This window comes from Erwinia typographi (assembly GCF_000773975.1).
GTDB classification, from domain to species: domain Bacteria; phylum Pseudomonadota; class Gammaproteobacteria; order Enterobacterales; family Enterobacteriaceae; genus Erwinia; species Erwinia typographi.
This window is the reverse complement of record NZ_JRUQ01000062.1, coordinates 177,676-202,000: the sequence shown is the minus strand read 5'-3', so window position 1 is coordinate 202,000 and position 24,325 is coordinate 177,676. Positions and strand designations below refer to the sequence as shown.

The window sequence follows — 24,325 nt, the reverse complement described above, 5'->3', positions numbered from 1 at the left end:
CGGCCCTGTTCAGGGCCGTTTCTTTATACGTTCCCGTCATCTCCAGCCGCGATGGCCTGTCGGCCGCCAACTGGCGGGTTATTGGCTGGCTGCTGGGCGGGTGCAGATGCCGCCGCCGCGACGGCGCCGCGGACTTTGCTGTGCGCCTGATAGATCTGATTGACCATCTTGTAGGTCAGGCCAAACGCGGCAGCCGTCCCGGCGTTGTTGAACAGGCTTGAAAGTACCGGCGACATATTGCCTTTAGTGATCGCGCCCATAATTTGCTGGGCGGCCAGCGTGCTGCCGTTAGCAAAATTATTCCAGCTCAGGCGGGCAATCGAGTGATCCAGCAGGCGGCCATAATCTTTCATCGGCAGGGAAGGGGAAAATTTCTGCGAATCGCCAACCTGTTTGGCATCGTAATGCTTGCCGAGGAAAGCATCGCCCGTTTCAATAACCGTATTGCAGGCAGCGCGAAGCGCCGAAACAATAGCGCCCATTTCGTGCAGGTCTTTACCGCTAAGCCGCTGACCCGACGCGTCGCGGATCTCCGGCCCTGACACGCTATAGCCTTTTGGCAGCGCTTTCTGAATCAACCCATCCTGCAACATTCCCATCGCCAGCGTATTCAGGGTGTACCAGGCGCCGTTAGTGCCCATATTGTCATCGTTGACGCCGTGGCTGGGTTTGCCATCGCGCGAGGCCACCATGCTGCCCGTGGCCTGGAGGGATTCGCGAGTACCGGCGTAGATAACGTTACGTAGCTGGGTGCTGAGCACGCGGGCGGTCAGGCCGGGGTTTTTGGTCAGCACGCCCGCTACCGACATGCCGATGTTCAGCAGCTCGGCGGCGACCTGTTGCCCGGTCACGCGTTTTGAGTCGGTGCTATTCTGCTCCGTAAGGCGCGCCCACTCATTTGGGTGATCCCGGCGCATCACATCCGCCTGGCCTGGGCTGAGGCCAAACTGGCCCCTGACGGCCACCTGGTTGTTATCCGGGTCTCTTTCCAGCCTGGGTTCCCGCAGGTGGTGCTGCGCCGCGACGTTGGCCAGCGAAACGGCAACCTGCAAACCGACAGCGACGGCAGGGTGCTTCTCGACCAGATGCGGTAGCATCGCGTTGTAGGCTTCAATAAACGCTTCTTCCCGCATCATCGTTGGCAGGCCGCAGGTGACCATTTGTTGCAGGGCATGGCCGCCAAGCGCGCCCCAGGCTTTATTCTGTAACGGAGTCAGGGTGAATTTGCCCAGACTTACGGCCGATGCTTTAGTTTCTGCCCAGCCCGCCTTACCGGCAATTTTGGCCCCTTTCCAGCCAGCATTCCCGACGGTTTTGCCGCCGTTCCAGGCCATGCTGCCGCCGGTTTTCATCCCGCCCCAGGTGGTATTGCCTGCTGTTTTTGCCTTATCCCACGCGGCATTGCCACCGGTTTTCATTCCATTCCAGGCGGCGGTCGATCCTTTGTTGACCAGCGACCCCGCGCCTTCCTTCAGGCCTGATAAAAATTGCCCCGCGCTGGCGGCGGCCCTGGTCGCTCGTCCTGGGCCATTATCGGGCAGTGGACCGCTCTCCTCATCGCCGCGCACGCCGGGCGCGACCATCGGGATATTTACGGCGGGATGCTGAATAGGGTTACTCATAGCGTTACCTCTCTGTTCAGGCCGCGGTTTGTTCGCGGCGATCGAAAGCGACGCTAAGCGTCATGAAATCGGCCAGCCAACTGGCGAAATCTTCGCCGTCCAGCCCCAGCGAATCCCAGCGGCTGACCAGACAGATGTTTTCGCCGCAAAGAGCAAGGCTGCACTGGGTTAAAACTTTCAGCTCGCGGTTGGCAAGCAGATACTGGCGCTGATGAGGCCCGGCTGAGGGATCAAGAGCCAGCGGCGTGCTGAGCAGAAGATGGCGACAATCGCCATCGGCCAGCACGGAGATGAGCCTTTCGGGGAAGCGCAGCGTGCAGAAACAGCCCTCCAGCAGGTAATTGCTATTGCTGTCGGAGAGTTCCAGATGTGAAAACGCTTCGCGCAGCAGGGGGTAATGCCACTCGGTTGCGATTGCCTGGCGGGCCAGCGTATCAACACGCTCTGCCATCTGCTGCTGCCAGCCAGCAATCCAGCCGGGTAAAGGGGGGCTGTTCTCCGCCTCTACAGCCTGCTGCTGGCCGAGCGACAGCAGCAAATCGATCAGGCTCGAACTCAGCGAGTTGAAGTCATTTATGACGCTTGCCAGTTCGTCCGCATCTCCATAGCTATCCGGCGGCAGGCGCTTTGTCAGCAGCGCATTGCCATTCTCTTCAAGAGACAGGCCGATTCCGCTCTGGGCCATCGCCACATCATTGGCGCGCAGCAGCGCCTCCTGCCAGACATCCGGATGTAGCGCTTCAGGGGCGGCCAGCCAGCCAACGGCCAGCCACAGCGGCACCGGCTCTTCGCTCTGACAAATCAGAATGACGTGGAGCGCCTCCAGCCTGAGCGGGCCGCCAGAGGCAAACTGCTGCTGCTCAGCGCTATCAGCACCAAATTGTTCCGCTGCGGCGCGGAGCCACGCCTGTGCCGATGAAGGAAGCGGATTTTCCAGCCTTTCGCCGCTCTCTTCCTGCTGGTGACTGGTCTGCCAGACCCGATCGCTGATGGCTTTACGCAACGCATCCTGATCCATACCTTCCCCCTCGTGACTGATTAAGTCTTGAGTGGGCCAGCTATTCCCGGGGTTCTGCCAGTGAGGGTGCTTATAATTAAATGCTATGGTTGGGAGTGAAAAAGGGAGGTGAAAGCGGCCCGCAGCGACTGCGGACCGGGTTATCTATCAGGAAAAGTTATGCATTCTCGCGGCGTTTAAACACCAGTTCGGCATCGCTGCTCTCTTCAGCCACATAAAAATAGCCGTCGAGATCGAATTTTTTCAGCTGGGCTGGTTTGCTCAAGCGGTGCTGAATGACATAGCGACTCATCAGGCCACGCGCTTTTTTCGCGTAGAAACTGATCACCTTAAACTTGCCGTTTTTCTCGTCCAGAAATACCGGCTTAATAATGCGGCCATTCAGCTTTTTCGGCTTCACCGCTTTAAAGTATTCATCGGAGGCCAGATTCAGCAGGACGTCATCGCCCTGTTCGGCCAGTGCCGCATTCAGCGCGTCGGTCAGCCTGTCGCCCCAGAAGGTGTAGAGATCTTTCCCCGCCGGGTTTTCCAGCCTGATGCCCATCTCCAGACGATAGGGCTGCATCAGATCCAGCGGGCGCAGCAGCCCGTACAGGCCGGAGAGCATCCGCAGATGCTGCTGGGCAAAATCAAAATCTTTCTCTTTGAAGGTCTCGGCCTGTAAACCGGTATAGACATCCCCTTTAAACGCCAGAATCGCCTGGCGAGCATTGTCCAGGGTAAAGGGCGGCTGCCAGTGATGGAAGCGATCCGCGTTGAGTCCGGCAAGCTTGTCGCTGATGTGCATCAGCGAGCCGATTTGCGCGGGCGTGAGTCGGCGAGCGACCTCAATCAGCTTTTGGGAATCGTCCAGCAGCGCAGGCTGAGTGAAGCGTTGGGTTGCCAGCGGGCTTTCGAAATCCAGCGTTTTGGCCGGAGAGATAACCATCAACATGCCTGAGTCCTTGTATCAATACGCCGCAGAGGGCAAAAGTTTTTCTGCCTCTACTCTAGCAAATAAAATGCGGCAACCGCAGCAATCACTGCCATCGTCGGGGCTGATTCCCGGCGCTTTGCAGGGGAATTTAGCTCTGCGTGGCCTGTTGGAAACCTTACCTTGCATGGCAGGTGTCGCGTGATATTATCCGTGTCAGACATTTTCAAGAACCCGATAACTCTACTCTGACGAGAATGACACCCATGACGGACAAACTGACTTCCCTGCGTCAACTGACGACCGTTGTTGCCGATACCGGCGACATTGCAGCGATGAAGCTGTACAAGCCGCAAGATGCGACCACCAACCCTTCCCTGATCCTGAGCGCCGCGCAGATCCCTGAATATCGTAAGCTGATTGACGAAGCGGTAAGCTGGGCGCGCGATCAGAGCAGCAAGAAAGAAGAGCAGATTAACTTCGCGGCGGATAAGCTGGCGGTCAATATCGGTCTGGAAATCCTCAAGCTGGTGCCGGGCCGCATCTCTACCGAGGTCGACGCTCGTCTCTCTTACGATACCGAAGGCAGCATCAGCAAAGCCCGCTCGCTGATCAAACTCTATAACGATGCCGGTATCAGCAATGACCGTATCCTGATTAAACTGGCTTCGACCTGGCAGGGCATTCGCGCCGCCGAACAGTTGGAAAAAGAGGGCATCAACTGTAACCTGACGCTGCTGTTCTCCTTCGCTCAGGCGCGTGCCTGTGCCGAAGCCGGCGTGTATCTGATTTCACCGTTCGTTGGCCGTATTCTGGACTGGTACAAAGCTAACACCGACAAGAAAGAGTACGCGGCTAACGAAGATCCAGGCGTGATTTCCGTCTCTGAAATCTACGAATACTACAAGCAGCATGGCTACGAAACCGTGGTCATGGGCGCCAGCTTCCGTAACGTTGGCGAAATTATTGAGCTGGCAGGCTGCGACCGTCTGACTATCTCTCCGGGCCTGCTGAAAGAGCTGGCGGAAAGCGAAGGGACGCTGGAGCGCAAGCTGTCCTACACTGGCGAAGTGAAAGCGCGTCCGGCGAAGATGACCGAGTCCGAGTTCCTGTGGCAGCACAACCAGGACCCAATGGCGGTCGACAAACTGGCTCAGGGCATTCGTAACTTTGCCATCGACCAGGGCAAACTGGATAAAATGATTGCCGAACTGCTGTAAGTTTCCGGCGGTGGCCGCCAGTCCGGCCACCGTTTTGCCTCGCTGTACATCCCGCTTTGTAATCGTTTATCCTTCTCGCTATCCCCTTGCATAACTTGCGCCCGTGGATTATCACGGCCGTAACAGAAGTGACGACACGATGAATACACTACGTATAGGATTGATCTCGGTTTCCGATCGCGCCGCCAACGGTATCTATCAGGACGAAGGGCTTCCCGCGCTCGAAGCCTGGCTGACTGAGGCGCTCGCCACCCCTTTTGAGATCGAAAAGCGGCTGGTGCCTGACGAGCAGCCGATGATTGAGCAGGCTATTTGCGAGCTGGTCGACGAACTGTTTTGCCATCTGGTGCTGACCACCGGCGGAACCGGCCCGGCCCGTCGTGACGTGACGCCGGATGCCACGCTGGCGGTTGCCGACCGGGAGATGCCTGGCTTTGGCGAGCAGATGCGGCAGATTAGCCTCAACTTTGTGCCTACCGCGATCCTCTCCCGTCAGGTGGGGGTGATCCGCAAGCAGTCGCTGATCGTCAATCTTCCCGGCCAGCCGAAATCGATCAGGGAGACGCTGGAAGGGCTGAAGGATGCGGAGGGAAGGGCAAAAGTGCCGGGCATTTTTGCCAGCGTCCCTTACTGCATCCAACTGCTGGAAGGGCCTTACGTGGAAACGAACGCGGCGGTAGTAGCAGCTTTTCGCCCCAAAAGCGCCCGACGCGAAACAAAAGGCTAAAAATGGCGTAATTCAGGCATAATATTCAGCCGCGCTGGTGTAGCGGAAATTGAACGGTATAGTAAGCATAGCTTTACAACTTGCAGCTATACTTTTTTCTTCTACTTCTGGATGTGCCTGAACCATTATGTCTCAAGATACCGTTCGTCGCTTAAACCGGCAGGATTATAAAACCCTCTCTCTGGCGGCACTGGGCGGCGCGCTGGAGTTCTACGACTTCATCATCTTCGTCTTCTTCGCTGCGGTAATTGGCGACCTGTTTTTTCCACCGGATATTCCTGACTGGCTGCGTCAGGTGCAGACCTTTGCCATATTTGCCGCTGGCTACCTGGCTCGCCCGCTGGGCGGCATTATCATGGCGCACTTCGGTGACAGCCAGGGGCGCAAAAAAATGTTCAGCCTGAGCATTTTACTGATGGCGTTACCTACGCTGGCGATGGGCCTGCTGCCCACCTACGCCACGCTGGGCATCGCTGCCCCGATTCTGTTGCTGCTGCTGCGCGTGCTACAGGGCGCGGCGATTGGTGGGGAAGTGCCGGGGGCATGGGTTTTCGTCGCTGAACACGTTCCGGAAAAGCGTATCGGGTTTGCCTGCGGCACGCTAACCGCCGGGCTGACCGCTGGCATTCTGCTGGGATCGGTAGTTGCCACCCTGATTAATACCGCATTTGGGCCTCAGGGCATCGTCGCTGGCGCCTGGAGAATTCCTTTCCTGCTGGGCGGCGTGTTTGGCTTTATCGCGCTGTATTTACGCCGCTGGCTGCAAGAAACGCCGATCTTCGTTGAGCTTCAGGCGCGAAAGGCGCTGGCTGCGGAGCTGCCGCTGAAAACGGTGGTGCTAAGCCACAAGAAAGAGATTGCCGTCAGTATGCTGCTGACCTGGCTGCTTTCTGCCGGCATCGTGGTAGTGATCCTGATGACGCCGACGCTGCTGCAAAAGCAGTTTGGCATAGCCACCGCTCAGGCGCTTCAGGCTAACAGCCTGGCGACGGTAATGCTGCTGGTTGGCTGCATCTGCGCTGGCTTTGCCGCCGATCGCTTCGGCGGCAGCAAGACTTTTATCGTGGGCAGCCTGCTGCTGGCCGCGTGCAGCTGGCTGTTTTACCGGACGGTAGGTGAACACCCGGAGATGCTGTTCCCTTGCTATGCGCTGGTAGGATTCAGCGTGGGCGTGGTCGGCGCGGTGCCTTACGTCATGGTGAGGGCGTTCCCCGCCAGGGTGCGTTTTACCGGGATCGCCTTTTCCTATAACGTCGCCTACGCCATTTTCGGCGGCTTAACCCCGATCTTCGTTACGCTGATTATGGCCGTCACGCCGCTGGCTCCGGCCTGGTATGTGCTGGCGCTGTCCGCCATTGGTCTGCTGGTGGGCCTCTATCTGCAACGCGATCTCAGGCGCAGTAACCTTGCCGACCGCGCCAATACCTTCAGCTAAATCAGGCCCTGCAACTTTCGTCGGCGGGGCACAACGCTTTCTGAGCGCGGGCAGCCGCCATAGGTTCGCCCGTTGGCAGCACCGTGCGGCCCAGCTGCTCGTTGATGACTTCCGCCATCGCCAGATAAATCGCGCTGGCGCCGCAGAGGATCCCCTCATAGCCCGCCAGCGTCAGCACCCCGGCGCGGCCGGTGAGATTGCCGAATGCCAGCAGGGCGAACAGCACTGTCAGGCTGGCAAATACAAATTGCAGGGCGCGGTTCGCGCGCAGCGTGCCGAAGAACATAAACAGCGTGAACACGCCCCAAAGCGCCAGCCAGATACCCAGCACCAGCGGATCGGTTGCTGATGCCAGCCCCATGGCGGGCAGCAGTAAAATTCCCACCAGGCTCAGCCAGAAGCAGCCATAGGCCGTAAAGGCCGTCAGCCCGAAAGTATTGCCTTTTTTATATTCCAGCAGGCCCGCCAGAATCTGCGCCAGCCCGCCGAAAAAAATCCCCATGCTGATGATGGCGGCGTTCATCGGAAAAAATCCTGCGTTATGCAGATTGAGTAAGACGGTGGTCATCCCGAACCCCATCAGGCCGAGAGGGCCGGGATTCGCCAGTTTATTACTATGCATATTGTCCTCTGGTGTTACGGAAAAGTCACAAAAGCGTGAGATTAATGGCTGCTTTTCCCTGATTTCGCAGAAGAATTGTCCATCTCACTCGGCAAGCGCCGCATCATAATGATCCTGTATGCGGTAAACCTTGATCTGGAGAGTAGAAAAAACAAATTTTTTTTCATCCTCCCCCTTGATGCCGTCAGGGATGTCCCCATCTTATTTGGCATCCAAGGTTATGAACCTGGAAAAAAAGCGCGGCGCCGATGGTTGAAACGGCAAATAAAGCCCGCATTAAGTGTTCATAAACTGATTTGACATGAATTTAAGTGGGAGATGTGTAGATGGGTAAAATTATTGGTATTGACCTGGGTACGACGAACTCTTGCGTCGCGATTATGGATGGCGGCAAAGCGCGCGTGCTGGAAAATGCGGAAGGCGATCGCACCACCCCTTCCATTATTGCTTACACCCAGGACGGCGAGATTCTGGTCGGTTCACCGGCCAAGCGTCAGGCCGTGACCAACCCACAGAACACCCTGTTTGCGATTAAGCGTCTGATTGGCCGCCGCTTCCAGGACGAAGAAGTTCAGCGTGATATCAAAATCATGCCTTACAAAATTGCCGGTTCTGATAACGGTGACGCCTGGATCGATGTAAAAGGCCAGAAAATGGCACCGCCGCAGATTTCGGCTGAAGTGCTGAAAAAAATGAAGAAAACGGCGGAAGATTATCTGGGCGAGCCAGTGACTGAAGCGGTTATCACCGTACCAGCCTACTTTAACGATGCGCAGCGTCAGGCAACGAAGGATGCCGGCCGCATCGCAGGTCTGGACGTAAAACGTATCATCAACGAACCTACCGCTGCCGCGCTGGCTTACGGTATGGATAAAGGCCAGGGCAACCGCACCATCGCGGTTTATGACCTGGGCGGCGGTACTTTCGATATTTCCATCATCGAAATCGATGAAGTTGACGGCGAAAAAACCTTCGAAGTGTTGGCTACCAACGGTGATACCCACCTCGGCGGCGAAGACTTTGACAGCCGGATGATCAACTATCTGGTGGCTGAATTTAAGAAAGATTCAGGCATCGATCTGCACAACGATCCGCTGGCTATGCAGCGTCTGAAAGAAGCCGCAGAGAAAGCCAAAATTGAGCTCTCTTCAGCTCAGCAGACCGACGTTAACCTGCCGTACATCACTGCCGATGCGACGGGGCCTAAGCACCTGAACATCAAAGTGACCCGTGCGAAGCTGGAATCGCTGGTGGAAGACCTGGTAGCCCGCTCTATCGATCCGCTGAAAGTGGCGTTGCAGGATGCTGGTCTGTCTGTTTCTGACATTAACGACGTAATCCTGGTCGGTGGTCAGACTCGTATGCCAATGGTGCAGGCGAAAGTTGCTGAGTTCTTTGGTAAAGAACCACGTAAAGACGTGAACCCGGACGAAGCGGTTGCCGTTGGCGCTGCGGTTCAGGGTGGCGTGCTGGCGGGTGATGTTAAGGACGTTCTGCTGCTGGACGTTACGCCTCTGTCCCTGGGTATCGAAACCATGGGCGGCGTAATGACCGCGCTGATCGCCAAAAACACCACGATCCCAACCAAACACAGCCAGGTGTTCTCGACTGCGGAAGACAACCAGTCTGCTGTAACCATTCATGTGGTGCAGGGTGAGCGTAAGCGTGCCGGTGATAACAAATCACTGGGTCAGTTCAACCTGGACGGTATCCAGGCTGCACCGCGCGGTATGCCGCAGATTGAAGTCACCTTCGATATCGATGCGGATGGTATCCTGCACGTATCGGCTAAAGACAAAAACAGCGGTAAAGAGCAGAAGATTACCATCAAGGCTTCTTCTGGTCTGAACGACGATGAAATCGAAAAAATGGTGCGTGACGCCGAGGCTAACGCCGAGTCCGACCGTAAATTCGAGGAGCTGGTTCAGGTTCGTAACCAGGCCGATCATCTGTCTCACAGCACCCGTAAACAGCTGGATGAAGCCGGCGACAAACTGCCAGCAGACGACAAGGCGCCTATTGAGGCAGCCCTGACCGAGCTGAACACCGTGCTGAAAGGCGAAGACAAAGCCGAAATTGAAGCGAAAATGCAGGCGCTGATGGAAGTCTCCAGCAAGCTGATGGAGTTCGCTCAGCAGCAGCAGGCCGCTGGTGGCGCAGCCGATGCCGGTGAGGCTTCCGCTAAGCAGGATGACGACGTTGTTGACGCTGAATTTGAAGAAGTGAAAGACAACAAAAAATAATCGCCCTTGAGCGGGCACGGTGGCCTGAACAGGGCCACTGATGATAACCAGCCACGGGCGCGGAGTTTCTCCACGCCCGTGCACGCATGTTAAGGGCAGGACCAGCAGAATGGCGAAGAGAGACTATTACGAGATTTTAGGCGTTTCCAGTTCAGCGGATGAGCGTGAAATCAAAAAGGCCTATAAACGCCTGGCGATGAAATTCCACCCTGACCGTAATCCAGGTGATAAAGAATCCGAAGCCAAATTCAAAGAGGTTAAGGAAGCGTACGAAATTCTGACCGACGGGCAGAAACGCGCAGCCTACGACCAGTATGGTCATGCGGCCTTTGAACAGGGCGGAATGGGCGGCGGGCACGGCGGCTTTGGCGGCGGCGGTGCCGACTTCAGCGATATCTTTGGCGACGTGTTCGGCGATATCTTTGGCGGAGGACGCCGTCAGCAGCGTGCTGCGCGCGGCGCCGATTTACGCTACAACATGGAGCTGACGCTTGAAGAAGCTGTCCGCGGCGTGTCCAAAGAGATCCGCATTCCTACCTTAGAAGAGTGTGAGGTTTGCCACGGTAGCGGCGCTAAAGCGGGTACCAAACCGCAGACCTGCGGAACCTGTCACGGTCAGGGCCAGGTACAGATGCGCCAGGGCTTCTTTACCGTGCAGCAGGCGTGCCCGACCTGTCACGGTCGCGGCTCGGTGATCAAAGATCCTTGTCATGCCTGCCACGGCCACGGCCGCGTTGAGAAGTCTAAAACCCTGTCGGTGAAAATTCCGGCCGGTGTAGATACGGGCGACCGCATCCGTCTGAGCGGCGAAGGCGAAGCGGGCGAGCACGGCGCGCCCGCTGGCGATCTGTACGTTCAGGTGCAGGTGCGCAAGCACCCGATCTTCGAACGCGAAGAGAACAACCTCTACTGTGAAGTGCCGATCAACTTCGCGATGGCGGCAATGGGTGGCGAAATCGAAGTGCCGACGCTTGATGGCCGGGTGAAGCTGAAAGTCCCTGCCGAAACGCAGACCGGCAAGCTGTTCCGCATGCGTGGCAAAGGCGTGAAATCCGTGCGCGGCGGCGCGCAGGGCGACCTGCTGTGTCGCGTAGTGGTAGAAACGCCGGTCAGCCTTAACGACAAGCAGAAGGCGCTGCTGCGTGAGCTTGAAGAGAGCTTTGGCGGCCCAAGCGGCGAGAAGAACAGCCCGCGCTCGAAAACCTTTTTCGACGGCGTGAAGAAGTTCTTTGATGATTTAACCCGTTAAGCTGACGGTTTACTGACTAAGACGGGCAGCCTGATACGCTGCCCGTTTTTTATTGTCGAGGTTAAACCTGAACGTGGTCTGCGCAGGACGCATTAGTTTGTCGTGACTGGTCGCGTAGCCGCTTCCTGATTATCCCTTGCTACGTCTGTCGCCTGGCGACGGCGCTCGGCCAGCAGGCGGCAAATTTCGGCGTGTTTCTCTTCAGTGAAAGTGAAGCGAGACATGATGCCCATGCGGATCAGCGAGCCTATCGCCGGTAGCAGGCAGATGCCAAAGAACAGACCGCTCAGCACCGCGCCGCCCTGGCTCTGCGCCTGCGGCACATAGCCGATGGTGGTCAGATAGACCCCAATCAACCCGCCGCCGACGGCCACGGACATCTTGCCGGTAAAGGTCTGACCGGAGAACGTTATCGCCGCACAGCGTTTGTGGGTGTGGTATTCCGCATACTCAATGGTGTCTGCAATCATTGATGAGGTGAGGATATTGGTCATCATCACAAACAACGTACTCAGCCCCAGCAGAATAAACAGCAGTACCGTGTGCTGATAGCCGGCAAACCACATGATGCCCCGCACGACGATATCCAGACCACAGAGGATCATAAACAGTTTGCGTTTCTGTAACCTGCGGGTCAGCATCGGCGCTATCAGGCAAATGATGGCCGCAACGATGCCCATAATCCCGATGGCCATTTGCAGACTGGCGTCTCCCAGGTTGTAAATGAAAAAGTAGATATAAATGCCATTGGCGACGTTATGAAAGACGCAAAAGAAGAAGGACAGCAGAATAATAAATAACGGCTTATTCCTTTTTAAATTACCGAAGGTATCGCGAATGGTCACTTTTTCAAGACTGGGTGGGACGCGTTCTTTAATTTGTAGGAATCCGTTCAGCATCAGCGGCAGGCCAAATAACATCATGACCAGCGCCGCCATAAAATAGCCTTTATCATTGCTGTACTGCGCGAAAAAGGTGGACAGCTTAGGAAAGAAGATATTGGCGCAGGCGATCCCGGCATTGACGCCCAGCATCGCGGCGGTAACGGCGCGGGTGCGTTCGCTGGAATCATTGGTCATCACCGACGACATTGACCAGAATGGGATATCTGAAATCGCATACAGCGTTCCCCATAGAATATAGGTCACACCGGCATAGAGGATTTTGGTGGTGGTGTCCGCTTCAATTTTATAAAAGGACAGAAGAGTGACGCCGGTGATCAGCAGCGGGGCAATCAGCATAAAATGGCGGAATTTGCCGAACCGACTGTTGATGGTATCCATGATGCTGGCGAACAGCGGATCGTGAATCGCATCCCAGGCTCTGGCGATAAGAAAAATAGTACTTGCCGCCAATGCAGAAATGCCCAGTACATCGGTATAAAAGTAATTAATAAATGAACCCACTAAGCCAAAACTGAAACATTGACCTAAACCATAGCCAAAATAAGACCACAACTCACGAGAGGGTATTTTCATTGTCGTTGTATCCTGGTGTGTCCCTTATTACCCGGCAGCGGACTGCCGGGATTGTACTTGCCGACATTCTTACTTCAGGCGGCGGGATGCCGCGTAATTTTGCTGAGTTTGCTCAGCAAGGCCATTTCACTACGGGAGAAAGGAATGCCGTTCTCGTCAAATACGTCATGGAACCACAGTCGGCAATAGTCGGTAGCGCTCTTCATCACTTCCGGCCACGGCAGCCAGGTCTGGGTTTTGCCCCGCACCAGCCCCCACTGATAGGAGGCAATATTGGCGACATGCATCAGTGGCAACTGTTCCTCAACGGTACTGCCAACGTGGCGGGCCAGCCATTCGGTACAAAACAGCGGTCGCCCCAGCTGCTGTAGCTGTTGGATGATGGCGACCATCCGGGCAGTATTGGTGTAGGCATGGAAGCTAATCACATCGGACAGCGCCAGCGCCGTTTGATCCATCGGATGCTGATAGAACCGTTCGTTTTCCTCTTCCGCTGGCAGACGCCATGCGCAGATGGTCAGCGGCTGATCGGGATCTTCTTCACGCGCCCACTGGAAGGCGAGCTGCATCAATTCATGGGCATAGCGTTCCAGTTTTTCGTCATACTGCACCTCTTGCGTCCCGGTGGCGAAAATGCCGCGATTGCCCGGTTCGTTATAGAGATCCCACAGCAGCACGCGGCGATCGCGGCGAAACTGTCGGATCACATCGCGAACATATTGTTCAATGCCCGGCCAGCAGCCGCGATCGCACACTTTTGCTCGTCCGGGGCTGGCCGCGGCCTGGCTGTTGTGTTTGCCGGGCACCGGCGGTTTTTGCGGTCCGAGGTAGGGTTCATCGCCGGAAAAACCGCAATCATCCAGTAAGGTCAGCATGGTGCGAAATCCGTGGCTCCCGGCCAGCGTCAGGAAGCGCTCTATACGGGTAAACAATCCCTCCCGATCGTGTTCCCAGACAATAAATGGCAGGTTGATGCGTAGCGTGTTGTAGCCAGCTGCCGCCGCCCAGCCCAGTTCGCGATCGATGGTGGCCGCATCAAAGGTTTCTGATTGCCAGATATCGGTCCAGTTCACGGCCGTGGACGGCAGATAATTAAAGCCGCAAAGCCATCCCTGTTGCTGATACCACGTCTGCGCCTGTTCTTTACTCCACTGCTGTTTCATGATCGCCTCATTAGCTGATAATGTTTAGCTAATAAATATTAGTTGTCGCTAAAGTGAGCAAATGCCACGGCGGAGAAAAGCGACTGCAATCACAGATTTCACTGCACGAAAACGCAAAAACGTGACCGACCGCGCAGGGGGCTGCCGTAGCGCAGGGAGGAAGGGTATGATGTTGTTTCTCAAGGGCGTCAGGAAGGGCAGATGAAGCGAAAAAATAAGGTGACGATGAATGATATCGCTCGCGCCGCTGGCGTTTCTCAGGCGACGGTATCGCTGGTGCTGAATCAGTCACGCCATATTAAGCTGAGTGATGACACCCGCCGTCGGGTGATTACCGTGGCGACAGAGTTGGGCTATACGCGGCTACCCGCCGTTCACACGCCGCATAATCAGGAAGAAATTGCCCTGTTAATCAGCTCGCTACAAAGTTACGATCCCTTCATTGATGCTATCAGCCAGGCTCGTGAAACGGCGTGGCGTAACGAAGTCCTGCTAACGGTGTACGATTACGGCGATGATACCGAGCTGGCGCTTAATATTATTAGCCAGTTGGAAAAGCGTAACTGCATCGGCATCATTCTTGCCTCGCCGGTCACTGCCGCTATCGATATGAGTGAGTATGAAGGGTGCACGCGTTTGCCGGTAGTTCTGCTTAATCAACGCGATCCCGCTTCGCCGCTAACGCCATCATTTATCCCGGATGATTATGCCAATGCCTTCCAGATTACCCGTCATCTGATCGCCCAGGGGGCCCGACGTATTGCCCATATTACTGGGGAAGAGTGGATGGATGCGACCCGGAACCGGCTGGCGGGCTATCAGGATGCGCTGGCGCAGGCGGGTATTGCGCCAGTGACAGAATGGGTGCGCCAGACTAACTGGCAGTTCAACGAGTCTTACCTCGCCACGCAATCACTGCTGGCGCTGCCCGAACCTCCTGATGCGATTTTTTGTGCCAGCGACTGGTTGTCGATTGGTTGCTATCAGGCGCTGGCGGCAAACGGCAGGCGTATTCCGCAGGATATTCTGGTAGCCGGTTATGACGACCAGAAAATATCGGAACAGATGATGCCACCGTTGACCAGCATCAGGTTGCCGTATGATGAACTGGGCCGCCTGGCGGTGGAGTATCTGTACAATCAGGAGGATGCCGCCACGCATGTGACGCTGGCCGGGCGGCTGAAAGTGCGTAGCTCCAGCCTGGGGCCCGGGCAGGCTTAGCCTTCAGCGTGGAGCAATCTGAGCCACTTTGCTATCCACCGCATAGATACCGCCACCGCGTGTCACGATGTAAAGCGCAAGGAATCCCATCAGCACCGGGTATTCAATACCGCGATCGATCCACGGCCAGGTTGGCCCAAGTGCCACGCAGATCCCTACCATCTCTACTGCAAAGATCAGCGCGATGCCACGCGTCATCACCCCCAGCACCAGCATAACAGCACCTATGGTCTCCAGCAGCATAACCAGCAAGGCTAACTGTGGGGCAAAAGGCAGCCCCATTCCCTCGCCAATCAGTCGGGTTGACGCCATCATCGGGTCCGCCATTGAGCCATGCGCATCACCAAGCGCTTTAGGCAGCCCATGTGTAAACAGCACAATACCGAAACTGATGCGCAGCACCGCATACAGGGCGGGTTCGAAACGGGCTGCCTGACAGGCCAGCCCGTGATAAAGATGCCGCAACTGCCGGATAAGACTGTAGGTCATACTCTCCTCTCTTTTGCCAGATGGATGATTTCTTCCTTACGGGCATAATACAGAATGCCTGTCGGGGACCGATCGTTGGCTACTTGCAGGTTATTTTTTCTGCGCTGACGTGATAAAGCGTAACGCTAGCGAACCGGTGCGGCCGCGTTGATATAGTGTTGCCAGGCATGAGCAAGGAATCCCGCCGCCGTCCCGATGGCAACGGCCAGCCCGAGGGTGAGCAACGTAGCGGGCGAAGGCGGCAAATGCGAGGCAAAATAGGCCACCAGACCGAGGAAAAAGCCCAGCAGGTTGTTGAATACCGGTGCTCTGGCAAGTGATAAGGCAATGCCGGTGACCACCACCACTACCACGCTGATTGCATAGGTGCCGAACAACGGGTTAAGGGCGCCCAAAGCGTGTGCGGCGCCAATACCCAGCAGCAAACCGATGAGGACACAGCTGAGGTTCACCAGACCGCTGCGCCAGTTTAAACCGCGAGTGAAGAAGGCGATCCACCCGATGAACATGGCCCAGACCGGCAGCTCCAGCAGCAGAGTACTGACGGTGGCGGCCGACGAAGCGATCACGGATTCGCCTGACACGATCTTCAGATACCGGCTGAAGGCATTACTGTTCATGAGAAGGCTCCTTCTGACGAGGTGAAAGCAGATCGCCGAGGTTTATGCGTCGCAGGAATTCGGCACGGATACGGTCGGCCACCGCTCCTACTACCGCGCAGCCGTCATCAGACGGATCGATATGGACACGGAATGGCCGCTGTCCCCTGGGCGTATTCACCACTTCGACGATGGCGCGCGCCACGCTTTCAGGGGCCGCATCCGGCGGTTCGCAGGCCGCGAGGTTGGTGAGGATTTCATCGGCCAGGCCCTGGGTTGGGCCCGTATCATAGTCGGCCTGGCGCTGCTGGTCTGCGGGCGCTCCGGCGTGCAGAAAATGGTTGGTGCCCTGAGTGAAAGCGCCCGGAACGACGATGCTGGTTTCAATTCCCCAGCGCGCCAGCTCTCCCGCGTAGCTGACTGCCAACGCGTCCATTGCGGCTTTGGCGGCGAAGTAGGGCGCCAGCCAGGGCGGCGTACCGCCACGGTGGCTGGTACTGCCCACCCACAGTAGCAGCCCGGAACCCTGCCTGCGCAGTAGCGGCAGGACGGCACGGTTGACCCGCTGGGTCCCCAGAACATTAACATCGTAAAGCTGGGCAAACTGCTCAGGCGTAAAGGCTTCTGCCGGGCCAAAGACCATATGTCCGGCATTATGCACAATGACGTCCAGATCGCCGCTTTGTTGCTGAATGGCCGCAATAGCCGCCGCGACAGACGCTTCAGACTGGACGTCAAGCTCGACGGTGCGCAGATCGGAAGACGTGGCCGAGGACCACTGGGCGATCTCCGCCACGCGAGGTGCGTTACGGCCCTGGGTTTCACGCATGGAGGCGTAAACGGTATGCCCGGCTCCGGCGAGTGCGCGTGCCGCCATCAGGCCAAAGCCTGACGAGGCGCCGGTGACGAGAATAGTGGAACCGGTGGCGAGGGGGACCTTTTGCTTATTCAGGCTCATAATTCACTCCGTCTGGCTGATAAAAAGGACAGGTTTTCATCCACGAGAGTCGCATCGTTGTCGGCGAAGATAAATCGGCCAAAATGGATATCACTGTGCAACAATTCTCAACAATCGGGGTATTCCAGGGTGGTTTTCGCCAGTGAGCTGCCGTGCAGGCGGTTGGGTGACAGCAAGCAGGAGACAATAGTTAGCGTATTTGACAACAATACCGCGCCAGACGAGACGGCGGGTGAGGAACAGAGTTGATATAATCGGAAATTCCGAGTTATAAAGCGGGTATAAACTGTTTTTTGCGAGTAATTTTAACGCGTATACTTACCGCTCTTTTCTTCCTCACTCTGCTAAGGGAATGCCTGATGAGCTCGGCGCTAAAACGATTACTGAAAAATGAAGCTACAGGTGGGGTGATTTTAATTATCGCGGCGGCGTTAGCGATGATTCTGGCAAATAGTGCCGGAACCCAGCAGGCTTACCAGTCGATTCTCGCCATGCCGGTTGAGTTTCGCTTCGGCAGCCTGGATATCAGTAAAAACCTGCTGCTGTGGATCAACGATGCGCTGATGGCGCTGTTCTTCCTGATGATTGGCCTTGAGGTAAAGCACGAGCTGGTTTCTGGATCGCTGGCTACGCGTGAGCGCGCCCTGTTTCCGCTGATTGCCGCCCTGGGCGGGATGCTGGCGCCGGGCCTGATCTATGCCGCCGTCAACCATCAGCATCCGCTGGCTATTCATGGCTGGGCGATCCCAACGGCTACGGACATCGCTTTTGCCCTGGGGATACTGGCGCTGTTAGGCAGCCGCGTGCCGCCAGCGCTGAAAATATTTCTGATGGCGCTGGCGGTGATTGATGATCTTGGGGCGATCCTGATTATCGCTTTCTTCTACACTCAGGATCTCTCCCTGACGTCGCTGGCGGTGGCTGGCGGGGCAGTTGTGCTGCTGGCGCTGCTTAACCGGATGGGCGTGCGCAGCCTCTCCCTCTATATGCTGGTGGGAATGGTTCTGTGGGTGGCGGTGCTGAAATCCGGCATCCACGCGACCATCGCGGGGGTGATTGTCGGCTTCTTTGTTCCGCTGAAGAAAGAGAATGGACACTCACCTTCAGTGCATCTGGCGCACGGCCTCGCGCCGTGGGTAAGCTGGCTGATCCTGCCGCTGTTTGCCTTTGCCAATGCGGGCGTCTCGTTAACCGGCGTGTCGATCAACGGTCTGCTCTCCTCGGTGCCGATGGGGATTGTGCTGGGCCTGTTTATCGGCAAGCCGCTGGGGATCACGCTGATCTGCTGGCTGGCGGTGAAACTGCGGATTGCGGCGCTGCCTGATGGCACGCGGATGCAGGACATTTCCGCCATTGGTCTGCTGTGCGGCATTGGTTTCACCATGTCGATATTCATTGCTTCGCTGGCCTTTGATGCCGCCCATGAAGAAATGGTGACGCTGGCGAAGCTGGGCATTCTGACCGGTTCGATTGTGTCAGCCGTGGTCGGCTATTCGCTGCTGCGGGTCAAACTCAGGTAACAGGTTCAGCCACTGCCGGGGAGGCGCAAATGTCGTACATAAACTATAACCACCTCTATTACTTCTGGCAGGTGTGCAAGGCGGGTTCGGTGGTTGGCGCGGCAGAGGCCCTCAATCTTACGCCGCAGACCATTACCGGGCAGATCAAGGCGCTTGAGGATCGTTTGCAGGGCAAGCTGTTTAAGCGGCAGGGCAGAGGACTGGTGCCTTCTGAGCTTGGGCAACTGGTGTTCCGCTACGCGGATCGCATGTTCCAGCTCAGCCAGGAGATGCTGGATATCGTCAACTACCGCAAAGAGGCCAGCCTGCTGTTCGACGTTGGCGTCGCGGACGTGCTTTCCAAGCGGCTGGTCAGCCTCGTGCTGCAAACCGCGGTGGTCGGGGAAGATAAAATCCACCTGCGCTGCTTTGAATCCACGCATGAGATGCTGCTTGAGCAGCTCAGCCAGCATAAGCTGGACATGATCCTCTCTGACTGCCCGATAGATTCCACTCAGCAGGAGGGACTGTTTTCCGTCAAGTTGGGTGAGTCGGCCATCAGCTTCTGGTGCCAGACGCCGTTACCGGATTTACCGTTTCCCGCCTGCCTTGAACAGCGAAAGCTGCTGATCCCAAGCCGCCGTTCGATGCTTGGTCGCAAGCTGCTTAACTGGTTTCAAACCCTGGGACTGAAAGTGGACATTCTTGGCGAGTTCGATGATGCCGCGCTGATGAAGGCGTTTGGCGAGAGTCATCAGGCGATTTTTGTGGCGCCTTCATGCTACGCCGAAGAGCATTTCCAGCAAAAAGACATTGTCGAGCTGGGCAGGGTTGAAAGCGCGGTTGAGGAGTATCACGTAATTTTTGCCGAGCGCATGATCCAGCATCCAGCGGTGAAGCGGATCTGCGGCAGGGACTTTAGCGCGCAGTTTTCCTGAATCGCAGGCATAAAAAAACCGGCATAGCCGGTTTCTTCATCAAAGCGGATTAACAGCGTGGCGATTAAGCCAGTTTGTTGATCTGTGCAGTCAGATTTGCTTTATGACGTGCCGCTTTGTTTTTGTGGATCAGGCCTTTAGCTGCCTGACGGTCCACAATTGGTTGCATATCGTTAAATGCATTCTGCGCAGCAGCTTTGTCGCCAGCGGCGATAGCAACGTACACTTTCTTGATAAAAGTACGCAACATTGAACGACGGCTAGCGTTGTGCTTACGACGCTTCTCAGACGTTACTGCGCGTTTCTTAGCTGATTTGATATTAGCCAAGGTCCAACTCCCAAATAGTTCTATGAGGACAATTCAAAGGCCGAGGAATATGCCTCTTTCGCCCATGGTTGTCAATGGATTTGTGCAAATAAGCGCCGCTAAAAAAACGACACCTGGTTACGTTTCGATGGCGCAAGATTCTATCAGCTTCATCCCTACGAATACAGCTTATTCACAAGATAAATGCGAATGCCGCGCTCAGAGGCGGTTTGCCGCAGAAAATGCCGCGATAAACTGGGGAAAGCCGCATTCGCGGGTTAACCTTCCTGGCGGTACTTGGTATAATCCGCCGATTTCCACAAATTTGAGCCAGCCATGAAGTTTATCCGCGGCATTTATAACCTTAGGGAGCAGCATCGCGGCTGCGTACTGACCATCGGTAATTTCGATGGCGTGCACCGCGGCCATCAGGCACTGTTGGCCCGACTGTGTGAAGAAGGACGCCAGCGCAATCTGCCGGTGGTGGTGATGATTTTTGAACCGCAGCCGATTGAGCTGTTTGCGGGGGATAAGGCGCCGGTCAGGCTGACGCGCCTGCGCGACAAAGTGCGCTACCTTAGCGAAGCCGGGGTGGATGCGGTGCTGTGCGTGCGCTTTGACCGCCGCTTCGCCGCGCTGACCGCACAAAGCTTTGTGGCCGATTTGCTGGTCAATAAGCTGGGCGTGAAGTTCCTGGCGGTGGGCGACGACTTCCGTTTTGGCGCTGGTCGCCAGGGGGATTTCCTGTTATTACAGAATGCGGGCGTCGAGTATGGCTTTGACGTGATCGCCACCCAGAGCTTCTGCGATGCGGGTAAACGCATCAGCAGTACGTCAGTCCGTCAGGCGTTGGCAGACGATAATTTGCCGCTGGCGGCCTCACTTCTTGGACATCCCTTCAGCATTTCAGGCCGGGTGGTGCACGGTGATGCACTGGGCCGAACTCTGGGCTTTCCTACCGCGAATTTACCGCTGAGACGCTATGTTTCTCCGGTGAAGGGCGTGTATGCCGTTGAAGTGCTCGGGTTGGGCGACAGACCGCTCCCCGGCGTAGCCAACATCGGCACGCGTCCGACGGTCGCCGGTATGCGCCAGCAGCTGGAAGTTCACCTGCTGGACGTTGCAATGAATCTGTACGGACGCCATATAGAAGTGGTGCTTCGTGACAAAATACGTAATGAGCAGCGTTTTGCTTCGCTGGACGCGCTCAAAGAGCAAATTGCTAAAGATGTGGTGAGCGCCCGAACCTTTTTTGGGCTGAAAACACCGGTTTAAACCGAACCGAAATACGGAATCGAGAATCTGATGAGTGACTATAAATCTACCCTGAATTTGCCGGAAACGGGGTTCCCGATGCGTGGCGATCTGGCCAAACGCGAACCGGGAATGCTGCAACGTTGGTATGATGACAATCTCTACGGCATCATCCGCGCAGCCAAAAAAGGGAAAAAAACCTTTATCCTGCATGACGGCCCTCCCTATGCGAACGGCAGCATTCATATTGGTCACTCGGTTAATAAGATTCTGAAAGACATTATCGTCAAGTCCAAAGGCATGGCGGGCTACGACTCGCCTTATGTGCCGGGCTGGGACTGCCACGGTCTGCCTATCGAGCATAAGGTCGAGCAGATGATCGGCAAGCCGGGCGAAAAAGTCACCGCGGCGGAATTCCGCGCCGCCTGTCGCAAATACGCGGCGGAGCAGGTGGAAGGCCAGAAGCAGGACTTTATCCGTCTGGGCGTGCTGGGCGACTGGGATCGTCCCTACCTGACCATGAACTTTAAAACCGAAGCCAACATCATTCGCGCGCTCGGTAAAATTATCGGCAACGGCCACCTGCACAAGGGCGCTAAGCCGGTGCACTGGTGTATGGACTGCCGCTCCGCACTGGCCGAGGCGGAAGTCGAGTACTACGACAAAACCTCCCCGTCTATCGACGTGATGTTCAATGCCGTCAACAAGGAAGCCGTGCAGACCAAGTTTGCCGCTCATCATGTAGACGGCCCGATTGCGCTGGTGATCTGGACTACCACGCCGTGGACCATGCCGGCCAACCGCGCTATCTCTCTGCACCCGGAATTTGAGTACCAGCTGGTGCAAATCGACGGTCGCGCGCTGATCCTGGCGAAGGATCTGGTCGAAAGCGTGATGAAGCGCGCCGGGATTGCTGAATGGCAGGTGCTGGGCGAGGCGAAAGGCGCCGATCTTGAGCTACAGCCGTTCCAGCATCCGTTCCTGAACCACACCTCTCCCGTGGTGCTGGGCGATCACGTCACCCTTGATGCCGGTACGGGCGCAGTGCATACCGCGCCTGGTCACGGCCCTGACGACTTCGTTATCGGTCAGAAATACGGTATCGAAACCGCTAACCCAGTGGGGCCAGACGGCAGCTTCCTGCCGGGCACTTATCCAGGGCTGGATGGCATGAACGTCTTTAAAGCCAACGACGTTATCGTTGAGCTGCTGCGTGAAAAAGGCGCGCTGCTGCACGTCGAAAAACTGCTGCACAGCTACCCGCACTGCTGGCGTCACAAAACGCCGATCATCTTCCGCGCGACGCCGCAGTGGTTTATCAGCATGGATCATAAAGGCCTGCGTGCGCAGTCCTTGAGCGAGATCAAAGGCGTGCAGTGGATCCCTGACTGGGGCCAGGCGCGTATCGAATCGATGGTGGCTAATCGCCCGGACTGGTGTATCTCTCGCCAGCGTACCTGGGGCGTGCCGATGGCGCTGTTCGTGCATAAAGACACCGAGCAGCTGCACCCGGATACCCTTGAGCTGATGGAGAAAGTGGCCCAGCGCGTTGAGCAGGATGGCATCCAGGCCTGGTGGGATCTTGACGCCAGAGAACTGATGGGCGCGGATGCGGATAACTATGTCAAAGTGCCTGATACCCTGGACGTCTGGTTCGACTCCGGGTCAACCAGCTATTCGGTTGTGGATGCCCGCCCTGAATTCGACGGCCACGCGCCAGATATGTATCTGGAAGGATCGGATCAGCACCGCGGCTGGTTTATGTCTTCCCTGATGATTTCGACGGCGATGAAAGGCAAAGCGCCTTACCGCCAGGTCCTGACGCACGGTTTCACCGTCGATGGTCAGGGTCGCAAAATGTCGAAATCTATTGGTAATACGGTCTCCCCTCAGGAGGTAATGAACAAGCTGGGTGGCGACATCCTGCGTCTGTGGGTGGCGTCTACCGATTACTCCGGCGAAATGGCCGTGTCGGACGAGATCCTCAAACGCTCCGCCGACTCTTATCGTCGTATCCGTAACACCGCGCGCTTCCTGCTGGCAAACCTGAACGGCTTCAACCCTGAAACCGACAGCGTCAAGCCGGAAGAGATGGTGGTGCTGGACCGCTGGGCGGTGGGTCGCGCTAAAGCCGCTCAGGATGCCATCATTGCTTCCTACGCCAGCTATGACTTCCACGAGGTGGTCCAGCGCCTGATGCAGTTCTGCTCGATTGAGATGGGCTCGTTCTATCTGGACATCATTAAGGACCGTCAGTACACCGCGAAAGCGGATGGCCTGGCGCGCCGCAGCTGCCAGACGGCGCTGTATTACATCGCCGAGGCGCTGGTTCGCTGGATGGCGCCGATCATGTCGTTTACCGCTGATGAAATCTGGGGTGAACTGCCGGGCAAGCGCGAGAAGTATGTGTTCACCGAGGAGTGGTATGACGGGCTGTTTGGCCTGGCGGACAATGAGTCGATGAACGACAGCTTCTGGGCTGAGCTGCTGAAAGTGCGCGGCGAAGTCAACAAGGTGATTGAGCAGGCGCGCGCGGATAAACGCGTAGGCGGCTCGCTGGAAGCTACGGTAACGCTGTATGCCGACGCAGAGCTGGCGCAGCAGCTGAACAGTCTGGGCGACGAACTTCGCTTTGTGCTGCTCACCTCCGGCGCGCAGGTGGCTGACTATGCGCTGGCTACCGAAGAAGCGCAGCAGAGCGAACTGGTAAAAGGTCTGAAAATCGCCCTGCATAAAGCAGAAGGCGAGAAATGTCCGCGCTGCTGGCATTACACTAGCGACATTGGTCAGAGTGCGGAGCATCCGGAAGTGTGCGGGCGCTGTGTGACAAACATTGCCGGCGCTGGCGAACAGCGTAAGTTCGCCTGATGAGTAAGCCAATCTTCTCGACCGGTTTACGCTGGGTCTGGCTGGTGCTGGTAGTGATCGCCATCGACTTTGCCAGCAAGCAGTGGATCATGGACACGCTGATGCTGCATGAGTCGATGTCGGTGATGCCATTTTTCAACTTTTTCTATGCGCACAACTACGGGGCGGCGTTCAGCTTCCTCGCCGATAAAGGCGGCTGGCAGCGCTGGTTCTTTGCTGGCATAGCCGTGGCGATTGTGGTGGCGCTGCTGGTGATGATGTATCGCACCGCCGCCAGTAATAAGTTAAACAACATTGCCTACGCGCTGATTATCGGCGGCGCGCTGGGTAACCTGTTTGACCGCGCGTATCACGGCTTTGTGGTCGACTTTATCGACTTCTACGTGGGCGACTGGCATTTTGCCACCTTCAACGTCGCCGACTGCGGCATCTGCATTGGCGCCGCACTGATCGTGCTGGAGGGCTTCTTTAGCCCGTCCGGCAAACAGGCTAAAAATTAAGG

Annotated in this window: 21 protein-coding genes; 11 read left to right on the top strand and 10 right to left on the bottom strand. The window is 56.5% G+C overall.

From position 1 onward, the window contains the following. Positions 1-23: 23 nt before the first annotated feature. The 3 genes from NG99_RS22000 to yaaA form a co-directional block, all read right to left on the bottom strand. Complete coding sequence (locus NG99_RS22000; protein ID WP_052130829.1) at positions 24-1,622, bottom strand: hypothetical protein; 1,599 nt, start codon at positions 1,620-1,622, stop codon at positions 24-26. A gap of 16 nt (positions 1,623-1,638) precedes the next feature. Then, positions 1,639-2,640: a type III secretion system chaperone gene (locus NG99_RS21995; protein WP_034897786.1), complete on the bottom strand. Its 1,002-nt coding sequence runs from the start codon at positions 2,638-2,640 to the stop codon at positions 1,639-1,641. A 157-nt stretch (positions 2,641-2,797) separates the two neighbouring features. Beyond that, complete coding sequence (gene yaaA / locus NG99_RS21990; RefSeq protein ID WP_034897783.1) at positions 2,798-3,574, bottom strand: peroxide stress protein YaaA; 777 nt, start codon at positions 3,572-3,574, stop codon at positions 2,798-2,800. 245 nt (positions 3,575-3,819) lie between these two features. Here yaaA and tal point away from each other — a divergent pair, with 245 nt between their 5' ends. From tal to NG99_RS21975, 3 genes are all read left to right on the top strand, one after another. Continuing rightward, positions 3,820-4,773: a transaldolase gene (gene tal, locus NG99_RS21985; protein ID WP_034897781.1), complete on the top strand. Its 954-nt coding sequence runs from the start codon at positions 3,820-3,822 to the stop codon at positions 4,771-4,773. Positions 4,774-4,912: 139 nt separating this feature from the next. Beyond that, positions 4,913-5,500 carry a molybdopterin adenylyltransferase gene (gene mog / locus NG99_RS21980; RefSeq protein WP_034897779.1) on the top strand — a complete coding sequence of 196 codons (588 nt, stop codon included), beginning with the start codon at positions 4,913-4,915 and terminating at the stop codon, positions 5,498-5,500. 127 nt (positions 5,501-5,627) lie between these two features. Beyond that, a complete protein-coding gene (locus NG99_RS21975; protein WP_034897777.1) occupies positions 5,628-6,935 on the top strand; it encodes an MFS transporter in 1,308 nt (435 codons plus the stop codon). 1 nt (position 6,936) lies between these two features. On the opposite strand, the gene satP is transcribed toward NG99_RS21975, so the two are convergent. Then, complete coding sequence (gene satP / locus NG99_RS21970) at positions 6,937-7,557, bottom strand: acetate uptake transporter (protein WP_034897775.1); 621 nt, start codon at positions 7,555-7,557, stop codon at positions 6,937-6,939. 326 nt (positions 7,558-7,883) lie between these two features. On the opposite strand from satP, the gene dnaK reads away from it, so the two are divergent. Next, positions 7,884-9,800: a molecular chaperone DnaK gene (dnaK, locus tag NG99_RS21960; protein WP_034897769.1), complete on the top strand. Its 1,917-nt coding sequence runs from the start codon at positions 7,884-7,886 to the stop codon at positions 9,798-9,800. Positions 9,801-9,909: 109 nt separating this feature from the next. Beyond that, positions 9,910-11,049 carry a molecular chaperone DnaJ gene (gene dnaJ / locus NG99_RS21955; protein ID WP_034897765.1) on the top strand — a complete coding sequence of 380 codons (1,140 nt, stop codon included), beginning with the start codon at positions 9,910-9,912 and terminating at the stop codon, positions 11,047-11,049. Positions 11,050-11,141: 92 nt separating this feature from the next. On the opposite strand, the gene NG99_RS21950 is transcribed toward dnaJ, so the two are convergent. Both NG99_RS21950 and NG99_RS21945 read right to left on the bottom strand, forming a co-directional pair. Beyond that, a complete protein-coding gene (locus tag NG99_RS21950; RefSeq protein ID WP_034897763.1) occupies positions 11,142-12,527 on the bottom strand; it encodes an MFS transporter in 1,386 nt (461 codons plus the stop codon). A gap of 74 nt (positions 12,528-12,601) precedes the next feature. Next, complete coding sequence (locus NG99_RS21945) at positions 12,602-13,690, bottom strand: cellulase family glycosylhydrolase (RefSeq protein WP_034897759.1); 1,089 nt, start codon at positions 13,688-13,690, stop codon at positions 12,602-12,604. Between the two features lie 201 nt (positions 13,691-13,891). Here NG99_RS21945 and NG99_RS21940 point away from each other — a divergent pair, with 201 nt between their 5' ends. Then, a complete protein-coding gene (locus NG99_RS21940) occupies positions 13,892-14,911 on the top strand; it encodes a LacI family DNA-binding transcriptional regulator (protein ID WP_034897756.1) in 1,020 nt (339 codons plus the stop codon). A gap of 3 nt (positions 14,912-14,914) precedes the next feature. Here NG99_RS21940 and NG99_RS21935 read toward each other — a convergent pair whose 3' ends face one another. The 3 genes from NG99_RS21935 to NG99_RS21925 form a co-directional block, all read right to left on the bottom strand. Beyond that, entirely contained in the window at positions 14,915-15,400 is a 486-nt protein-coding gene (locus NG99_RS21935; protein ID WP_034897753.1) for a DoxX family protein, read from the bottom strand. A gap of 125 nt (positions 15,401-15,525) precedes the next feature. Continuing rightward, positions 15,526-16,020 carry a DUF1097 domain-containing protein gene (locus NG99_RS21930; RefSeq protein ID WP_034897750.1) on the bottom strand — a complete coding sequence of 165 codons (495 nt, stop codon included), beginning with the start codon at positions 16,018-16,020 and terminating at the stop codon, positions 15,526-15,528. Then, the gene (locus NG99_RS21925; protein ID WP_052130828.1) at positions 16,010-16,957 is read right to left on the bottom strand and encodes an SDR family NAD(P)-dependent oxidoreductase; all 948 of its coding nucleotides are present in this window, start codon (positions 16,955-16,957) and stop codon (positions 16,010-16,012) included. The genes NG99_RS21930 and NG99_RS21925 overlap by 11 nt, the downstream gene beginning before the upstream one ends. A 359-nt stretch (positions 16,958-17,316) precedes the next feature. Here NG99_RS21925 and nhaA point away from each other — a divergent pair, with 359 nt between their 5' ends. Together nhaA and nhaR are read left to right on the top strand one after the other, a co-directional pair. Beyond that, positions 17,317-18,477 carry a Na+/H+ antiporter NhaA gene (gene nhaA, locus NG99_RS21920; RefSeq protein WP_034897747.1) on the top strand — a complete coding sequence of 387 codons (1,161 nt, stop codon included), beginning with the start codon at positions 17,317-17,319 and terminating at the stop codon, positions 18,475-18,477. Positions 18,478-18,506: 29 nt separating this feature from the next. Further along, positions 18,507-19,394 (top strand): transcriptional activator NhaR, encoded by an 888-nt coding sequence (gene nhaR, locus NG99_RS21915; protein ID WP_034897745.1) that lies wholly within the window; start codon positions 18,507-18,509, stop codon positions 19,392-19,394. Between the two features lie 64 nt (positions 19,395-19,458). On the opposite strand, the gene rpsT is transcribed toward nhaR, so the two are convergent. After that, positions 19,459-19,722: a 30S ribosomal protein S20 gene (gene rpsT, locus NG99_RS21910; RefSeq protein ID WP_034897742.1), complete on the bottom strand. Its 264-nt coding sequence runs from the start codon at positions 19,720-19,722 to the stop codon at positions 19,459-19,461. Between the two features lie 315 nt (positions 19,723-20,037). Between rpsT and ribF the strand changes: the two genes are divergently transcribed. From ribF to lspA, 3 genes are read left to right on the top strand one after another with little or no spacing between them, the layout of a single operon-like run. Then, positions 20,038-20,976 (top strand): bifunctional riboflavin kinase/FAD synthetase, encoded by a 939-nt coding sequence (gene ribF, locus NG99_RS21905; protein WP_034897741.1) that lies wholly within the window; start codon positions 20,038-20,040, stop codon positions 20,974-20,976. A gap of 30 nt (positions 20,977-21,006) precedes the next feature. Then, the gene (gene ileS / locus NG99_RS21900; RefSeq protein WP_034897739.1) at positions 21,007-23,823 is read left to right on the top strand and encodes an isoleucine--tRNA ligase; all 2,817 of its coding nucleotides are present in this window, start codon (positions 21,007-21,009) and stop codon (positions 23,821-23,823) included. Next, positions 23,823-24,323, top strand: a complete 501-nt coding sequence (lspA, locus tag NG99_RS21895) for a signal peptidase II (protein WP_198138822.1) — start codon at positions 23,823-23,825, stop codon at positions 24,321-24,323. The genes ileS and lspA overlap by 1 nt, the downstream gene beginning before the upstream one ends. The last annotated feature ends 2 nt before the right edge of the window (positions 24,324-24,325 follow it).

What these genes read in the sequence shown, in the direction of transcription:
- NG99_RS22000 (WP_052130829.1), bottom strand. Translation starts at nt 1,622, where the DNA reads ATGAGTAACCCTATTCAGCATCCCGCCGTAAATATCCCGATGGTCGCG.
- NG99_RS21995 (WP_034897786.1), bottom strand. Translation starts at nt 2,640, where the DNA reads ATGGATCAGGATGCGTTGCGTAAAGCCATCAGCGATCGGGTCTGGCAG.
- yaaA (WP_034897783.1), bottom strand. Translation starts at nt 3,574, where the DNA reads ATGTTGATGGTTATCTCTCCGGCCAAAACGCTGGATTTCGAAAGCCCG.
- tal (WP_034897781.1), top strand. Translation starts at nt 3,820, where the DNA reads ATGACGGACAAACTGACTTCCCTGCGTCAACTGACGACCGTTGTTGCC.
- mog (WP_034897779.1), top strand. Translation starts at nt 4,913, where the DNA reads ATGAATACACTACGTATAGGATTGATCTCGGTTTCCGATCGCGCCGCC.
- NG99_RS21975 (WP_034897777.1), top strand. Translation starts at nt 5,628, where the DNA reads ATGTCTCAAGATACCGTTCGTCGCTTAAACCGGCAGGATTATAAAACC.
- satP (WP_034897775.1), bottom strand. Translation starts at nt 7,557, where the DNA reads ATGCATAGTAATAAACTGGCGAATCCCGGCCCTCTCGGCCTGATGGGG.
- dnaK (WP_034897769.1), top strand. Translation starts at nt 7,884, where the DNA reads ATGGGTAAAATTATTGGTATTGACCTGGGTACGACGAACTCTTGCGTC.
- dnaJ (WP_034897765.1), top strand. Translation starts at nt 9,910, where the DNA reads ATGGCGAAGAGAGACTATTACGAGATTTTAGGCGTTTCCAGTTCAGCG.
- NG99_RS21950 (WP_034897763.1), bottom strand. Translation starts at nt 12,527, where the DNA reads ATGAAAATACCCTCTCGTGAGTTGTGGTCTTATTTTGGCTATGGTTTA.
- NG99_RS21945 (WP_034897759.1), bottom strand. Translation starts at nt 13,690, where the DNA reads ATGAAACAGCAGTGGAGTAAAGAACAGGCGCAGACGTGGTATCAGCAA.
- NG99_RS21940 (WP_034897756.1), top strand. Translation starts at nt 13,892, where the DNA reads ATGAAGCGAAAAAATAAGGTGACGATGAATGATATCGCTCGCGCCGCT.
- NG99_RS21935 (WP_034897753.1), bottom strand. Translation starts at nt 15,400, where the DNA reads ATGACCTACAGTCTTATCCGGCAGTTGCGGCATCTTTATCACGGGCTG.
- NG99_RS21930 (WP_034897750.1), bottom strand. Translation starts at nt 16,020, where the DNA reads ATGAACAGTAATGCCTTCAGCCGGTATCTGAAGATCGTGTCAGGCGAA.
- NG99_RS21925 (WP_052130828.1), bottom strand. Translation starts at nt 16,957, where the DNA reads ATGAGCCTGAATAAGCAAAAGGTCCCCCTCGCCACCGGTTCCACTATT.
- nhaA (WP_034897747.1), top strand. Translation starts at nt 17,317, where the DNA reads ATGAGCTCGGCGCTAAAACGATTACTGAAAAATGAAGCTACAGGTGGG.
- nhaR (WP_034897745.1), top strand. Translation starts at nt 18,507, where the DNA reads ATGTCGTACATAAACTATAACCACCTCTATTACTTCTGGCAGGTGTGC.
- ribF (WP_034897741.1), top strand. Translation starts at nt 20,038, where the DNA reads ATGAAGTTTATCCGCGGCATTTATAACCTTAGGGAGCAGCATCGCGGC.
- ileS (WP_034897739.1), top strand. Translation starts at nt 21,007, where the DNA reads ATGAGTGACTATAAATCTACCCTGAATTTGCCGGAAACGGGGTTCCCG.
- lspA (WP_198138822.1), top strand. Translation starts at nt 23,823, where the DNA reads ATGAGTAAGCCAATCTTCTCGACCGGTTTACGCTGGGTCTGGCTGGTG.